This window comes from Solirubrobacter soli DSM 22325 (assembly GCF_000423665.1).
Lineage (GTDB): Bacteria > Actinomycetota > Thermoleophilia > Solirubrobacterales > Solirubrobacteraceae > Solirubrobacter > Solirubrobacter soli.
The window spans coordinates 554,159-569,462 of the sequence record NZ_AUIK01000008.1; the positions used below are offsets into that span (position 1 = coordinate 554,159).

General features: G+C 72.6%; 16 protein-coding genes. 10 read left to right on the forward strand and 6 right to left on the reverse strand.

Annotated elements, in window-relative coordinates:
• Positions 1-11: 11 nt before the first annotated feature.
• Positions 12-857, reverse strand: coding sequence for an ABC transporter substrate-binding protein (locus tag G569_RS0106845; protein WP_028062863.1), 846 nt, complete (start codon positions 855-857; stop codon positions 12-14).
• A gap of 72 nt (positions 858-929) precedes the next feature.
• On the opposite strand from G569_RS0106845, the gene G569_RS0106850 reads away from it, so the two are divergent.
• The 4 genes from G569_RS0106850 (at position 930) to G569_RS0106865 (ending at position 5,463) form a co-directional block, all read left to right on the forward strand.
• Entirely contained in the window at positions 930-2,117 is a 1,188-nt protein-coding gene (locus G569_RS0106850; protein WP_084284367.1) for an HtaA domain-containing protein, read from the forward strand.
• Positions 2,114-3,418: an HtaA domain-containing protein gene (locus tag G569_RS0106855; RefSeq protein ID WP_028062865.1), complete on the forward strand. Its 1,305-nt coding sequence runs from the start codon at positions 2,114-2,116 to the stop codon at positions 3,416-3,418. The genes G569_RS0106850 and G569_RS0106855 overlap by 4 nt, the downstream gene beginning before the upstream one ends.
• Before the next feature lie 17 nt (positions 3,419-3,435).
• Positions 3,436-4,428 (forward strand): HtaA domain-containing protein, encoded by a 993-nt coding sequence (locus G569_RS0106860; protein WP_028062866.1) that lies wholly within the window; start codon positions 3,436-3,438, stop codon positions 4,426-4,428.
• 222 nt (positions 4,429-4,650) lie between these two features.
• Complete coding sequence (locus G569_RS0106865) at positions 4,651-5,463, forward strand: HugZ family pyridoxamine 5'-phosphate oxidase (RefSeq protein WP_028062867.1); 813 nt, start codon at positions 4,651-4,653, stop codon at positions 5,461-5,463.
• Here G569_RS0106865 and G569_RS0106870 read toward each other — a convergent pair.
• Positions 5,453-7,075, reverse strand: coding sequence for a Vgb family protein (locus tag G569_RS0106870; RefSeq protein ID WP_084284370.1), 1,623 nt, complete (start codon positions 7,073-7,075; stop codon positions 5,453-5,455). The two genes, G569_RS0106865 and G569_RS0106870, sit on opposite strands and share 11 nt — an antisense overlap.
• Before the next feature lie 64 nt (positions 7,076-7,139).
• Between G569_RS0106870 and G569_RS0106875 the strand changes: the two genes are divergently transcribed.
• The 4 genes from G569_RS0106875 to G569_RS0106890 are packed head-to-tail and all read left to right on the forward strand — an operon-like array spanning position 7,140 to position 9,860.
• The gene (locus G569_RS0106875; RefSeq protein ID WP_028062869.1) at positions 7,140-7,718 is read left to right on the forward strand and encodes a TetR/AcrR family transcriptional regulator; all 579 of its coding nucleotides are present in this window, start codon (positions 7,140-7,142) and stop codon (positions 7,716-7,718) included.
• Complete coding sequence (locus G569_RS0106880; protein WP_028062870.1) at positions 7,715-8,434, forward strand: hypothetical protein; 720 nt, start codon at positions 7,715-7,717, stop codon at positions 8,432-8,434. Before G569_RS0106875 ends, G569_RS0106880 begins: the two co-directional genes overlap by 4 nt.
• Positions 8,431-9,438 carry an alkaline phosphatase family protein gene (locus tag G569_RS0106885; RefSeq protein WP_028062871.1) on the forward strand — a complete coding sequence of 336 codons (1,008 nt, stop codon included), beginning with the start codon at positions 8,431-8,433 and terminating at the stop codon, positions 9,436-9,438. The genes G569_RS0106880 and G569_RS0106885 overlap by 4 nt, the downstream gene beginning before the upstream one ends.
• Positions 9,435-9,860, forward strand: a complete 426-nt coding sequence (locus G569_RS0106890; protein WP_028062872.1) for a cupin domain-containing protein — start codon at positions 9,435-9,437, stop codon at positions 9,858-9,860. Before G569_RS0106885 ends, G569_RS0106890 begins: the two co-directional genes overlap by 4 nt.
• Here G569_RS0106890 and G569_RS0106895 read toward each other — a convergent pair.
• Complete coding sequence (locus tag G569_RS0106895; RefSeq protein ID WP_064750275.1) at positions 9,847-10,863, reverse strand: alanine racemase; 1,017 nt, start codon at positions 10,861-10,863, stop codon at positions 9,847-9,849. The two genes, G569_RS0106890 and G569_RS0106895, sit on opposite strands and share 14 nt — an antisense overlap.
• Before the next feature lie 34 nt (positions 10,864-10,897).
• On the opposite strand from G569_RS0106895, the gene G569_RS46205 reads away from it, so the two are divergent.
• Positions 10,898-12,349 (forward strand): amidase, encoded by a 1,452-nt coding sequence (locus tag G569_RS46205; RefSeq protein ID WP_053225973.1) that lies wholly within the window; start codon positions 10,898-10,900, stop codon positions 12,347-12,349.
• Here G569_RS46205 and G569_RS57420 read toward each other — a convergent pair.
• Entirely contained in the window at positions 12,308-13,180 is an 873-nt protein-coding gene (locus tag G569_RS57420) for an NAD(P)H-binding protein (RefSeq protein ID WP_084284373.1), read from the reverse strand. The genes G569_RS46205 and G569_RS57420 overlap by 42 nt on opposite strands.
• Positions 13,181-13,212: 32 nt before the next feature.
• Between G569_RS57420 and G569_RS0106910 the strand changes: the two genes are divergently transcribed.
• Positions 13,213-13,476: a 4Fe-4S dicluster domain-containing protein gene (locus tag G569_RS0106910; RefSeq protein WP_028062875.1), complete on the forward strand. Its 264-nt coding sequence runs from the start codon at positions 13,213-13,215 to the stop codon at positions 13,474-13,476.
• A 75-nt stretch (positions 13,477-13,551) separates the two neighbouring features.
• Here the strand turns inward: G569_RS0106910 and G569_RS0106915 are convergent, their stop codons facing one another.
• Together G569_RS0106915 and G569_RS57425 are read right to left on the reverse strand one after the other, a co-directional pair.
• Positions 13,552-14,706, reverse strand: a complete 1,155-nt coding sequence (locus tag G569_RS0106915; protein ID WP_371683456.1) for an Mrp/NBP35 family ATP-binding protein — start codon at positions 14,704-14,706, stop codon at positions 13,552-13,554.
• A gap of 14 nt (positions 14,707-14,720) precedes the next feature.
• The gene (locus G569_RS57425) at positions 14,721-15,287 is read right to left on the reverse strand and encodes a response regulator (protein WP_169542084.1); all 567 of its coding nucleotides are present in this window, start codon (positions 15,285-15,287) and stop codon (positions 14,721-14,723) included.
• Between the last annotated feature and the right edge of the window lie 17 nt (positions 15,288-15,304).

Sequence of the window (15,304 nt, forward strand, 5' to 3'; positions counted from 1 at the left end):
CGGGACGGACGCTAGTTCCTGAGGAACTTGCGGCGGACGTCGCGGATCGTCGACGCGACGCCCGGATAGGGCTGCAGCAGTGAGTTGCCCGTGGCCACGTAGACGCGCTTGTTCTTGACCGCGTTCGTGTTCCGCCAGTTCGGGTTGTTGCGGTAGTACTCGGCCAGACGCGGGATGTTGCCGGGGGTGCCGTGCGGCACCGCGATGATGATGTCCGGGTTGCGCTTGACCACGATCTCGTCGGAGATCCTGGCGGTTCCGCTCGGCGATGTCAGCCCTGAGGTGAGCAGCGTGCCGCCGGCTTGGGCGACGACGTCGCCGCCCCACGAGTTCGCGAGCATCGCGTAGGGCGTGCGACCGACGCCGAGGATCACGAGCACGCGCGGGCGGCTGCGGATGCCGCGCTTGGCGGCGGCGACGTCGTTCTCGATCTTGGTCGCGAGGGCGTTGGCGGCGCGGGTGCGGCCGAGCACGCCGCCGATCGCGCGCGTCTCGCGGCCGACCGCGGCGACGCTGTTCGGGTCGGACTCGTAGACCTTCATCCCCAGCTTGCGCATGGCGGGCGTGCCACGGGCCCACGTCTTGCTGGAGAGGACGATGCTCGGGTTGTAGGAGGCGAGCTTCTCCATGTTCGGGCCGAGCGGGTGCGTGAGGGTCAGCACGGGGACGCCCTTGAGGGACGAGATGTACTGGTCGGAGCCACCGAGGGTCTGTCCGATGACGACGGGGCGCACGCCGAGGCGGGTGATGGTCGAGGCGGAGAAGGGCGTCAGGGCGGCCACGCGCGGCGCCGCCTGGGCGGGCGCGGCGAGAACGGCCGTGGAGAGCGCGATCGCGAGAGCGGCAAGGAGCTTCATGGAGGCCGTTAGGCTACCCTAAGAACCTGTGTTAGGGTCCGCATTCCCGGCCGGAGCGGTCGGGTTTGCCTTATGACTCTTCGCTGGTTCGTTCTCATGGCGCTGTGCGCCTGCGGCCTGGTGGCCGCTCCCGCTGACGCGCGCGTTCCGTCGCGCGCCTCGCTCGAGCTCTCGAGCGCCGGCAAGAAGGTCCTCGGCAAGTCGCAGACCTTCGCGATCGGCGACTGGACGATCGGCTCCTCGGCGCGGATCGACCTGAAGGGCTCGCTGCGCTTCAGCAACGGCAAGCGCAAGGTGAGCGCGACCGGGCTGAGCGTGACGATCGCGCGCACGTCCTCGTACGTCAGCGCGCGGCTGGGCGGGACGAGCCTGCGCCTGTTCGCGCTCTCGACCACGACGCCCGCGGTGCTGGACCCGAACGCGCAGAGCGCGTCGCTCGTGGGCGCGCGGGTCGCGCTCACCGCGACCGCGGCGAAGACGCTCAAGGCGAAGTTGAAGCTCCGCCGCGCGCCGTCGCGAGCGACGCTCGGGAAGCTGACCGTGGGTATCGCCGCCGAGATCACGACGCCGCCGGCGGTCCTGCCGACGCCGACTCCGGTGCCGACGCCCGCCCCGACCGTCACCTCCACGCCGACCCCGTCGCCGGGCCCGACCTGCGAGCAGCAGTTCCGAGAGACCCCCGCCGCCAGCGTCGACTGGTTCGGCTGCGACCTTCCGGGCAACGGCGACCTGCACAGCTGGACGGACTACATCCAGCGCCCGTTCCCGCCGCTCGCCGGGTGCGGTGGCGCTGCGGGAACGATCGTGGCGCGCGACGGCGCCGAGCGCCTCGGCACCGCCTACGACCACCGCTTCCCCGTCGGCGCCACCAGCGGCGTCCGGCCCAACGGCTCGGCGACGATCGTCGCCGACGGCAGCGTCACCTACACGATGCCCGCCCACGGCATCGACGAGCAGATCGGCGCGCTGCGGATCGAGATCGCGCCGGGCGGCACGTCCGGCACCGTGTACGCCTCCGGGCACGCCAAGCCCCGGGACATGGGCGCGGGCGTGTGCGCGACCGCCGCCCAGGACTACACCGACCAGCCCGTCCTCGACCTCGACCTGCGCGGGATCACGCCGGAGTCCAGCGGCGGGGTGACGCGCTGGGTGCACGTCCCGGCGACGATCGCCACCGCGGGCAACGACCGCATCGGCGGCGGCGTCTACGGCGCGGGCTCCGCCTGGGGCGCGTTCACGATCGCGATCCCGGAGCGATGACCGCTCGCGTGCGGACCGCCGCCGCGCTGGCCGTCATGGCGGCGGCGAGCGCGCAGAGCAGCGCCGCGACCGCGGCGGCGGGCGCGGGCGCGGCCGGCGGCGCGAGTGCTGCGACGGGCGCGGGCGCGGCCGGCGGCGTCCCCGCGGCGGCGCGCGGCGCGAACGCGGCCGGTGGCGCCCGCACGACGGCGCGCGGCGCGGGTGTGGCCGGCGGCGCCCCCGCGGCGGCGCGCGGCGCGGCCGCGCAAGGCGTCGGCTCGCTCACCGTGACCATCTCCGCGCGCGCCGACCGAGCGCTCGATCTGGGCGCGACCGGGAACGCGTCCCGCCGCGGCCGCACGGTCACGTTGCCGCTCGCTTCGGCCGACGCGTCCGGGCTGCGGACGGGCGGGGCCCTCGTGCTCAAGCGGGGGAAGCGGAGCGTCACGCTCGCCTCGCCGCGGCTGGAGCTCGGGGCGCGGCCGCGGGTCACCGCGCTCCTCGCCGGCAAGCGGAGCACGGTGCTGACGCTGGCGGTCGCGCCGCTCACCAGCGCGCGCGGCGTCACGCTCGAGGCCACGAGCGCCGCGCTCACCGGCGCGGCGGGAAAGGCGATCGAGCAGCGGTTGCGGACGAAGCTGCGCCGGACCGCCTTCGCATCGGTGGCCGCGTCCGCCGCGTTCGCGCAGGCCGAGCCGCCCACCGGACCGTGCGTGACGACGAACGCCGGCGGTACACCAGTGACCCCCGGCGACGGGGAGCCGCCGGTGAAGGCGCGGCCCGCGGGGGCGCGCACGATCACGAGCGCGACGCTCACCTGGCGCCCGCGCGAGTCGTTCGTCCAATACATCAACTCCGGCGAGGGGACCTCGACCGTGCGCGGCGCGACGAGCGACCCGCCCGAGGTCGCCGGCGGCAGCGACGCGCCGCTCGTCTACTCCTTCCACTTCCCGTTCGCGGAGGGCTGGTGCGATCCGGCGACCGGCGCGGCGCGGGTCGCGTTCACCGGGACGGTCGCGTTCAAGTACGCCGACCACGAGATCGACCTGCGCGTCAACGATCCCGAGGTCGAGCTCGACGGCCCCGCGTCGCGCGTGATCTTCCGCATGACCGGCTCGGGCGACACGAACGGCGGCAACCAGCGCGCCGTCGTGGAGACGCTCGACGTGTCGAAGGCCGCCATCACCGCGGCCGCGCCGAGCTTCGCCTACGAGCGCATCCCCGGCGCCGTCCCGCCGGGCGCCGCGACCTCCGTCTTCGCCGGCTACTACCTCCCGGGCGATCCGTTCGGGTGGGTCTCCATCTCGTTCACGACCGACTGACCCCGCTGAAAGGACTCATGCGCAAGACCACCCTCGCCCTCGCCGCCGGCCTCACGCTGCTGGCCGCGGCGCCCGCGGCCGACGCCGCCGACTACTCCGTCACCGGCGGAAAGCTCGACTGGACGATCGCGAACGTGATGACGTCCTTCGGCGACCCGGCCCGCTCGTGGCTCGGGTACGTCACGTTCAACCAGGTCGGCAACCCGGGCTCGTCCAACGGCACCGCCTCCGCCACCGCGCCGGCGACGCTGACCGGCCCGACGGGCGCCGCCGCGACCAGCGTCACGCCCGACTCGGTCCGCGGCGCCGACCAGGCGTACACCTTCGGCTACCCGGTGGCCGCCGGCGGCAAGTACACCGACAAGGGCGTCGGGACGGTCGAGACCAAGGGCACCGTGACGTTCACCGTCCACGGCGTCCCGATCACGGTCGTGGACCCGCTGATCACGCTCGACGGCCTCACCGGCACGCTCAAGGCGTCCGGCGTGACCGCCGACCGGACCGGCACGCCGAGCACCTACGACCGCTCGACCGACCAGTTCAAGCTCGACCTCTCCAACGCCGAGGTCAAGCTCCGGGCCGACGGCTCGCGCCGGATCACGGGCATCGTCCCGCTGTCGACCGCGACGACGCAGCTCGCCGGCTTCGGGGCCAACTCGAACCGCTACGGCACGATGAGCCTGACGCTGGCGCTGGACGAGACGACGCCGCAGGTCGGCGCGGCCGGGCGCGACGGCAAGGACGGCGTCAACGGCACGAACGGCAAGGACGGCCGCGACGCCGAACTGCGCGTGATCCGCCTGAAGAAGGCCCCGTTCAAGACCACGACCGAGGTGCACGTGCGGCTCGTCGACCGGGCGACCGGCAAGACCGTCGCCAGCGGCACCGCCGAGCGCAGGACGCTGCGCCTGGGCGTCCTCTCCGGCACGACGCTGAAGGGCACGTACCTGCTCAAGCGCACCGCCAAGAAGGCCACCGGCAACCTCCAGGCGACGGTCACGATCGGGTAGTGCGCGCTCGCGCGACTACAACGGATTCTGGCGGGCCCCGCCCGCCCCTGCCGGACCCCGGCAGGCGCACACGTACCACCAGTATGCGAGCGCCTGCCCGGACCCGGCAGGGACGACCGGTGATCTGGCCAGCGATCCGCCGTAGCCGCCTCGCACACACCGCTTCACGACTTAGCGACAGGTGTCTTGATCTTGGGGACACCTGTCGCTAAGGTCGACGTCGTGACCGCCTTCCCCACCGATCACCTCGCTCCGCCCGAGGTCCTCACCGGGGCCGCGCCGCTCGGCGACATCCGGCCCGCGCGCCGCCGCACCCCCGCCGAGGAGGCGCGCACGCTCGTCGCGAGCACCCAGACGGCCGCCCTGGCCACGCTCAGCGAGGACGGGTCGCCGTGGGGGTCGCTCGTGCTCTACGCGGCGCTCGAGGACGGCTCGCCCGTGCTGTGCCTGTCGACGCTGGCCGAGCACGGCCGCAACATCACCCGCGACCCGCGGGCCAGCCTCGTGGTGGGTGAGACCGACGTCGCCGGCGACCCGCTCGACAGCGGCCGGGTCACGCTCGCCGGCGTGCTCGAGACGCCCGTCGGCGCGGAGCTCGACGCGGCACGTGACGCCTACAAGGCGGCCTCACCCGCCTCGGGCCTCTATGGCGGCTTCGGCGACTTCACCTATTACGTCCTGCGAATCGAGCGCGTGCGCTGGGTGGGAGGCTACGGCCGCATGGACTCCACCGACGCCGACGCCTTCCACGCCGCCGAGCCCGACCCGGTCGCGAGCGGCGCCGCCTACGCGATCGAGCACCTCAACGACGACCACGCGGACGCGCTGCTGCTGATGGCGCAGAAGCTGGCCGGCCACCCGGACGCGAGCGAGGCCAAGTGCGTGCGGATCGACCGCTACGGCATGGACCTGCACGTCCAGACGCCGCGCGGCTTCGCCGAGACCCGGCTGGAGTTCGCCGAGCCGGCGAACCGACCGGGCGACCTGCGGGCCGCCACGGTCGAGCTCGCCAAGCGGGCCCGCGCTACTTCTTGAACTTCAGGTTCTTCTTCAGGATCTGCTTCGGCTTGGCGCCGTTGATCGACTGAGTCACGGTCAACGTCGCCTTGAAGCTCTTCTTCTTGCGCAGCTTCTTGCCCTTGGCGTTGAGCTTGATCGTGACCTTCTTGGACTGACCGCCCGTCAGCGTCACCTTCAGCTGGCCGATCGTGGTCAGCTTCTTCGGCCTGGCCGCCATCAGGCCCTTGGTGCCGGGGAAGCCGGTGACGTACTCGTGGGTCTGGATCAGGTAGATCAGCGAGCACTTGTCCTGGGGCGGGCCGACGCAGATCTGGTTGGCCGAGATCGTGTCGCCCTTGACCGTGGGGTCGTTCACGGTCGCGCGGGCGCTCGTGCTCGGCGTGAGCGTGACCGTGGTCGCCGGCGGCGTGGACGTCGCGGGCGGGGTCGTGGTCACCGGGAGCTGCTCGCCACCGCCGGTCCCCGGGTTCGTCGCGACCGCGTCGCCGAGGCGCCCGAACCCGCCGGGCCCACCGAAGGACGTGCCACTGAACCACACGTTGCCCTTGGTGTCGGTCGCGATCGAGGTGGGCGCGATCGAGGTTCCGATCTTGTACACCGTCGCCTGCGGCGGACCCGTGACAGCCGGGACGATCTTGACGATCGCGTTGGCATTGGGCTGCGAGAAGCCCGAGACCGCCAGCCAGACGGAGCCGTCGCCGCCCGCCGCGAGCGCGACCGGCCTGCCCGCGGAGAGACCCAGCGTCGCCAGAGCGAAATCCTCGTAATCGTGCGTCACGGGATCGAAGCGCCCGAAGCTGTTCTTCTGCTCGTTCGTGTACCAGAGCATCCCGCCGGTCGCGGCCACGACGTCGGTGAGGGAGGGCGAACCGGCGACCGAGCCGCACGGGCACAGCCGGTACTCCTCGTACCCGGTGCCGTTGGTCGTGCCGATGTACCACCCCGGGTTGCCGGGATCGGAGGAGACGAACCACGGCTTGCCGTCGACACCCATGGTGATCCCCTTCGGCTGCGCGACGTAGCGCAGGCCGTCAAGCGTGGTCCGCCCGCCCTGGAGCGCCAGGTTGACCTGCTCGTTCGGGCCGCCCAGCGAGCTGGAGACGTACGCGATCCGATTCCCATAGAACGTGGGCGAGATGTTGGAGCCGCTCTTCTCGGTGAACCAGGCCCCGCCGTCCGGCGCGGCGACGATCCCGAACGGTTCGATGTAGCCGCCGGTCTTGCTGCCGATCGTGATCGAGGACATCCCACCGGTGTCGAGCTTCCCGACCTGGGCGTCGCTGCGCGTCCAGAACAGCGTGTTGGACAGCGGCGAGAACGTCAGGTCGCGGAAGAGCCGGACGCAGCAGGCATCCGGATCCGGGTTCGGGGGCGAGGGGATAAGCGTGACCCCGTTCGCGGTCCCCGGCGACACCTGCGCGGGATCGACCTTGGCGATCGGCGGCGTCTTCGTGTTGTCGTCGGTGCCGACATAGACCGTCCCGTCCGGGGCCGCGGCGATCCCCTCGGCCGACTTGACACCGATGGGGAACGTGTAGGTCTGGAGCGTCGGGTCGGCCGACGCGGTCGGCGCGGCAGCGGCGAACGCCCCGGCAACGACCGCGAGACCCGTGATCAGGCGTCGCATGAGCGCGATCATCTGCGCCACTCGTTCGCGGTGCCCTCCCCGACGGCCTAGGATCGGGCCTCCGATGCCCCAGATCGACGCACCGACGGTCGCCGAGCACCGCGCCCAGCAGCGGGAAGCGCTGCTGGACGCCGCCGAGGCGATCCTGCTCGAGGCCGGACATGGCGCGCTGACGTTCCGCGCGCTCGGCGAGCGCACCGGGCTCGCGCGCAACTCGATCTACCGGTACTTCGGGTCGCGCGACGACCTGATCGCCGCGCTGTGCGAGCGCGACATGCCGCGCTGGCTGGAGGAGCTCGAGGCGGCGATGGCGGCCGCCGACGGCCAGGACGCCCGGATCGCGGCGTTCGTCTCCACGCAGCTGCGACTCGTCGCCCGCGGCAGCCACCGGATGGCCGAACTGCTCGGCGACGCGCCGCTCGGGCCGGCGGTCCGCGCGCGCATCAACGCGCTCGCCTACCGGCCCGCCGCCCTGCTCGAGCCCGAACTCGGGCCGAACGACCCCAAACTCGTCGCCCAGCTCGTTCAGGGCGTGGTCAATGCCGGCGTGCGGCTGCTGCACGGCGCGGGAACGCTCGACCAGGTCGAGCCGCTCACCGTCCAACTCGCCCAGACGCTCGTCCGGTCGCGACAACAGCGATGAGTGGCCGCAGGCTCCCATTCGCGCTCTGCATCGGCTTCGCGCTGCTCGGCGCGGTGCTGCTGATCGCCGGCCCGGACTCCGACACCCGCGTGGTCGGCGCGATCTCCATCCTGTTCTTCGGCGTCGGCGGGCTCGCGCTCGCGCTGCCGCTGCTCAGCCGCGAGGGCGCGGCGGCGGTCAAGATCGTCGACGTGGGCTCCGAGCGCGGCTTCCTGCTCCCGGTCGCGCGGGCGAAGCAGCTGGTGCTGGTCGCGGCGGCGGGCGGGATGACCGCGGCCGGCGTGCTGATCGCGCTCTCGGCCTCGTTGATCGTGGGGCTGGTGTGCGCGATCACGTTCGGGGCATTCCTGGCGATCGGGCTCGTGCAGCTCGGCGGCGCGCGCGGGCTCGCGCTCACGCCGACGCGCGTGCGGCTGCTGGGCTGGGGCGACGCCGAGCTCGACTGGGACGCGGTCGAAGGCGCCGGTGTGATCACGCTGTCGCGCTCGCGCATCCTCGGGATCTCCGCCACCGATCCACGGCGCGTTCGCCGCCGGGGGTGGCGGGTCGTCTCCGCCATCAATCGGCGGCTGGCGATCGCCGACCTCGTGCTCCCGGCCGACCAGCTCGCCGGTGACGCGGAGCGCGCCGCGGACCTGGTCAACACCTACCTGCGCGACCCGTTCCGGCGCGCCCGGATCGGCGAGCCGGACGAACTGCGGCGCGTGAGCGGGTGATCGGATTCGCCGACCTGCCGGGCCGCGTCGCGGCCCTCACTCGCGAGCACGAGCGCGTCGCGGTCGTCCTCCTCGACGCCTTCGGCTGGGCGTTCGTGCAGCGCCACGCCGACCACCCGTTCCTGAAGCGGCTGGAGATCGAGCCGGTCGCCTCGCAGTTCCCGTCGACGACGACCGCGCACCTGACGACGCTCTACACCGGGTTGCCGGTCGCTGAGCACGGGCTCTACGAGTGGTGCGTCTACGAGCCGCAGCTCGATGCACCGATCCTCGCGCTGCCGTTCGTGACCCCGTCAGGCGTCCCGCTCGAGCTCGACCCGCGGACCGTCGTGCCGGGCCCGACCATCTTCGAGCGACTCGACGCCCCCGCGAGGGTCCTGCAGCCGGAGGAGATCGCGTTCGGCAAGTACAACCAGGCCGCGTTCGCCGGCGCGACCGTCGAGCCCTATCAGCGCTTCGAGCAGGCGGTGGCGCGGCTGAACGCCACGCCCGGGCTCACCCACCTGTACTGGGACAAGATCGACGCCGCCGGGCATCGCCACGGTCCGTCGCATCCCGAGTTCGTCGCCCGTTCGCTGACGGCGCTCGACGCCCTCGCGAGCGTGCGCGACACGTTCATCGTCGTCACCGCCGACCACGGGCAGCTCGACGTCGGCCCCGTCGACTATCTCGACGATGCGTGGCCGCCGCTGCTCGAGCACCTGCGCCAGGAGCCGTGCGGGTCCGCGCGTGACTGCTTCCTGCACGTCTCGGATCCCGACACCGTCGTCGGGGAGTTGACCGCCGCCCTCGGCGACCGCGCCGAGGTCCGCCTCGCCGCGGAGCTGTTCCCGGACGCCGGCCCGCGCCTGCAAGCGCGGCTCGCCGACGTGTGCGTCCTGCCCGCCCCCGGCCGCATGGCCTGGCTGCGCGCGTACCCGTCGCGCCAGTTGGAGTTCAAGGGCCACCACGGCGGGCTGACCGCGGCGGAGTCCGAGACCTGGGTCGGCATGATGCAGCTATGAACCCCGGTGTCAGCTACACCGCGCTCGAGCCCGGATCGGAGGAGCGCTTCGTCTCCTTGCGCCGCGCGCTCGGCGTGACGACCTTCGGCATCAACCAGGTCATCCTCCGCCCCGGCCAGCGTGGCCGCATCCACCGCCATACCGCGCAGGAGGAGGTCTACCTCGTCCTGGAGGGCACGCTCTCGCTGGTCTTCGAGGACGAGGTGAAGGAGCTCGGCAAGGGCGACATCGCCCGCGTCGCGCCGGACGTCCGCCGCTACATCGCCAATCGGCACCCCGAGAACGTGCTGCTGATCGCGCTCGGCGGCGCGAACGAGCACGTCGGCCGCGACGGCGAGGCCTTCGCGGCCTGGGAGGACGACGAGCCGACCGCCCCGCAGGACCTGCCCCTCCCGCCTGACGAGCCGCTCAAGGGCGTCTAGCCTCGACCGGCCAGCGCTCCACCGTCCCGTCGCCGTGCACCGCGTGCAGGGCGGCGTGGAGGTTGACCGTGGGGTCGACGTGGGCGGGGATGAGCAGGATCGCGTCGCCGACGGCCACAGGACTGTCCTCCGCCAGGCGCAATGTCGTGTGCTCGTCCGCCAAGCCGACCGCCTCGATCGACGGGTCGAGCGCCCGTGGGAGGCCGTACTCGGCCGAGAGCGCCTTCAGGCCGGCGTCGCAGACGGCGCGGGTGCCGTTGCGCGAGACGATCGTGGTGCGACAGGCGAGCGCCAGCTCGAACGGGAGGTCGAGCTGGTCGTAGCTCGCGTCCATCAGGACGTAGGAGCCGGCCTGGATCTCGTCGAGGTGGGTGGAGAGGTCGAACGTGCCCGTGCCGCCGCCTGAGACCAGCTCGCAGTCGAGGATCTCGCGCAGGCGGTCAAGGATCGTCGCCGCCCGCTCGACCTGCTCCTCGCGCGAGGGGCGCTCCGGCAGCAGGACGGCGTGGCCTTCGTAGCCCTGGAGGCCGCGGAACCGCGCTCCCGCCTGTTCCGCCAGCGTGACGATCGCGGCCTCGTCGCGCGGGTCGAGCCCGCAGCGGTCCTGGCCGACGTTGATCTCGATCAGGACCCGGCAGTCGATCCCCTCGAGGAGCTCGAGGTGACGCGGGCTGTCGATCGCGACCGTGACCCGCGCGCGCTCGGCGGCCCGGCGCAGCGAGGCCAGCCCGCCCGGGTCGGCGACCTCGTTCGCCACGAGGATGTCGTCGTGGAGCCCCGCTCTGGCGGCGACCTCGGCCTCCCACGCGGTCGCGCACGTCACGCCCGTCGTGTCCCCGCCGGCGAGTTGCCGGCGCATCAGCTCCGGGCACTTGTGGGCCTTGAAATGCGGCCGCAGCCGGACGTCCGCGGCGGCCATGTTGCGCTCCGCCGCCTCGACGTCGACGACCAACGCGGGCGTCGCAAGGCCCGCTGTCGAGGAGAGCAACACATCGGCATTCATCGCCGGGGGAGACTAATCGCTAGGGTCCGCATCCTTGGACGATCTCGCGTTCGTCTCGGCCGAGGAGACCGCCGCGCTCGTACGCACCGGCGATGCAAGCCCACTCGAGGTGGTGGAGGCGGCGCTGCGTCGCATCGAGGCGCTCGATCCGGCGATCAACGCCTTCATCGAGGTCGACGCCGAAAAGGCTTTGGTGGCGGCCGCGGCGGTCGCGCCGGGTGACAGCGCGCCGTTCGCGGGCGTGCCGATCGCGATCAAGGGCAACATCGGTGTCCAGGGCTACGAGTCCAACAGCGGGTCGAAGTTCCTCGCCGGAAACCGGCCCGACCACAGCGCCTACCTCGTGCGGCGGCTGCGCGAGGCGGGCTTCGTGATCGTCGGGATCACGAACCTGCCCGAGTTCGCGATCCTGCCGACCACCGAGCCGCGGTACACCGGCGCGACGCGCAACCCGTGGGACCTGACGCGCACGCCCGGCGGGTCCAGCGGCGGCAGCGCGGCCGCGGTCGCCTCGGGCATGCTGCCGATCGCGCACGGCAACGACGGCGGCGGGTCGCTCCGCATCCCCGCCTCCGCGTGCGGCCTCGTCGGCCTCAAGCCGAGCCGCGGACGGGTGTCCGCCGGGCCGGATCTCGGCGACTCGTGGCTCGGCGCCAACGGGGTCCTCACCCGCACGGTCAGCGACACCGCGATCGCGCTCGACGTCCTCGGCGGCTACGAGGTCGGCGACGCGAACTGGGCGCCGCGCCCGCTGGAGCCCTACGTGAAGTCGATGCGGCGCTCGCCCGGCAAGCTGCGCGTGGCGGTCACCGCCACCAACCCGTTCGACGCGCCCGTCGACGAGGAGGCGATCCACGGCCTGCGGGTCGGCGCCGAGCTGCTGGCCGCGCTCGGCCATGAGGTCGTCGAGGACGCTCCGTCCTGGCCGACCCCCGAGTCGTTGCAGGTGTTCATCAGCGTGTTCGGACCCGCGATCGCGCTCGCGATCGACGCCGGCGTGCGCCGCGCCGGCCGCGAGCCGGGCGAGGACGAGATCGAGCCGCTGTCGCGCGTGCTCTACGAGCAGTCGCGCTCGACGCCCGCCGTCGCCTACCTCGGCGCGGTCGCGCAGATGCAGGCGATCGCGCGCGGCCTGGTCGCGTTCTTCGCCGACTACGACCTGCTGATGACCCCGGGCCTGGCCGAGCGGCCGCTGAAGATCGGCGAGTGCAACGGGCTCGGCGAGGATCCGATGGCCGACCTCGAGCGCTCCGGGCTGTTCACGCCCTACACGTCGCTGTTCAACGTGACCGGCCAGCCGGCGATCTCGATCCCGGTCGGCTTCGGCGCCGACGGCCTGCCCACCAACGTGCAGCTCGTCGGCCGCCCGCTCAACGAGGACCGGCTGCTCCAGGTCGCGCTGCAGATGGAGGCGGCGCACCCGTGGGCGCACCACCGGCCCCATCTACCAGAGCACGTCGGCGACGCGACGCGGGTTGACGCCTAGGGCCTCGGCGTCCAGGGTCCCGCGCGACGACAGCATCTCCACCGCGAGCATCTGGGCGTCGTCCCACGTGACCAGCGAGGCCGGGCCGGCGAGCGTCTCCTCGGCCTGCAGCGCGGCCCGCAGGCCCGCGAGCGGGAGCGGGACCGTGCGGCGGCGGCGACCGCTCGCCGCCAGCACCATGCGGACGAACTCGCGCTGCGTCAGCGTCTCCGGCCCCGCCAGCTCATGGCGGGCGTGATGCTCCGGGACACGGTCGAGCGCGGCCAGCACGCAGTCGGCGGCGTCCTCGGCCCAGATCGGTTGGGTGCGGGCGATCCCGCGGCCGACCAGCGGGACGGCCGGCAGGTAGCCGAGGCGCTCCAGCCAGCGCAGGTGGCGGTCGCCGGGGGCGTAGACGAGCGAGTGGGCGAAGATCGTCGTCGCGATGCTCGACTCGGCCAGCGCCGCCGCGGCGAGCGCCTTCGCCCGCTGCATGCGCATCGGGTGATGCGGGGTGGCGCCGAGCGGCATGATCCAGATGAAATGGCGCGCTCCCACCCGCTCGGCGGCGCGCAGCAGGCGCCAGGCGGCGAGGCCGTTGAGCTCCTCGACCGTGGCTCCCGGCTGGTCGCGAGCGCCGCCCGCGAGATGGATCACGGTGTCCACTCCGCGCAGGGCGTTGCGCCACGTGGCGGGCTCCGCGAGGTCGCCGATCGCCAACTGCACCCGCACCCGCTCGGGCCCCAGGCGGCGCGGGTCGCGCACCAGGCAGCGCACAGGGATCCCCCTCGCCGTGAGGCGGCGGACCACGGCGTGGCCCAGCAGTCCAGTCGCTCCGGTCAGCAAAAGCACGATTGCCAGCAGCCTATGCGAGGATTAGCGCCATGGCCTACGTCATCGCCGAGCCTTGCATCGGAACCAAGGACAACTCCTGCGTCGAAGTCTGCCCCGTTGACTGCATCCACCCGACGCCCGACGAGCCCGACTACGACAAGGTCGAGATGCTCCACATCGATCCCGAAGAGTGCATCGACTGCGACGCCTGCGTCGAGGCGTGCCCGGTGGACGCGTGCTTCGCCGAAGACCAGCTCCCCGACGAGTGGGCGAGCTTCGCCGAGCGCAACGCGGCGTACTACGCCGGGAGATAATCGAGGCAGGGCAGCCCCTCCGCCCCACCCCGATCATCCGACCTCGAGGCGCGTACGCCCGGCCGCGAGCCGGGCTCAGGCCATTGGCAGGGACATCCCCACGGGCTGTGGGGGTCCCGCCTGGACCACGTCCAGGACCGGCAGGTCGATCGGCTTGACGGGAGCGAGTGCGAGCAGCCCGCGCGCGGCGTGGCGGATCGCCTGGGCGGCCGGGTCGTCGGGATCGACCGCCACCAGCGGGATGCCGGCGTCCGCGTGGGCGCGCAGCGGCATCGTCAGCGGGACCTGGCCCACCAGCGGCACGTCGAGCTCGTCGGCCAGGCGCTGGCCGCCGCCCTCGCCGAAGATCGGGTAGCGGGTGCCGTCCGGGGCGGTGAAGCCGGACATGTTCTCGATCACGCTCGAGATCTCGAGGTTGACCTTGTCGGCCATCTGCGCCGCGCGGCGCGCGACCTTCTGGGCGGCGTCCTGCGGCGTGGTGACGATCATGAACGTCGCCTGCGGCAGCAGCTGCGAGAGCGTCATCGAGACGTCGCCGGTGCCCGGCGGCAGATCGATCAGCAGGTAGTCGAGCTCACCCCACGCGACGTCCTCCAGGAACTGCGTGAGCGCCTTGTGGAGCATCGGCCCGCGCCACACGACCGCCTCGTCCTCCTTGAGGAAGAAGCCGATCGAGATGACCTTCAGCCCGTGCGCCTCCAGCGGGAGGATCTTCTTCTCGGGCGAGACCTTCGGCCGCTGGCCGCCGAGCCCGAGCATGCGCGGGATCGAGTAGCCCCAGACGTCGGCGTCGAGCACGCCGACCTTCCTGCCCTCGGCCTGCAGCGCCGCGGCGAGGTTGACGGTCAGGGTCGACTTGCCGACGCCGCCCTTGCCGGAGCCGATGCAGACGACGTTGTCGACCTGCGCGAGCGCGCCGGCGGGCAAGCCGTTCGGGCGGCCCAGCGTGCGCTGGAGGCCCTGCTTCTCGGCGTCGGACAGGACGTCGAAGCCGACGGACACGGCCGTCACGCCTTCGACGGACTTGACGGCGCTGGTCACGCCGGTCTGGAAGTGGCCTTTGATCGGGCAGCCGGGGGTCGTCAGTGAGACCGTGACGTTGACGGCCCCCTGGTCAGAGATGTCAACGGAACGAACCATCCCGAGCTCCACGATGTTGCGGTGCAGCTCGGGGTCGATGACGACCTTCAGCGCCTCGAGAACCTGATCTCTCGTGGGCATGCGACGTATTGTCGCAGGCGGGCTTACGCGGCCGCCAGGGGATGCCGTCTCGCAGCTCCCCCGAGGCGAGACAGCATCGCCCAGCGACGGGCCTCGAGCCACTCCGGCTCCAGGCCGAGCGTGACCGCGATCTCGCGCGGGTCCACCCCGTGCGCGAGCATCCCGAGGATCGGCAGATCGCCCTCGTCGAGCCGCTCCCCGAGCGCCCGCAAAGCGCGGCTGTCCAACGGCGTGTCGGTGCCGTCGCGCAGCGCGTCGAGCAGCACGCGCGGTGCCGTGGCCTTCGGCAGCACACCCTCCGCGCCGGCGATCACGGCGCGCACCGCCAGACCGGCGTCGGCGAACGCGGAGTAGATGATGATCCGCGGTGGCGTGGGAAGGGCGCGGGTGCGCAGACACAGCGAGAGGCCGTCATCGTCGGGCAGGTGGAGGTCCACCAGCGCGACCTGCGGCTGCGTGTCGGCGATCGCCTCGAACCCTTCGCGCGCCGTGGCGGCCGTCGCGGCCACGCGCAGACCGTCCTCGTCCTCGACCAGGCCCCGCAACCCAGCGCGAACAGCGGGGTGATCGTCGACAAGCACGATGTCCATCCGAACAGGATCGGGAT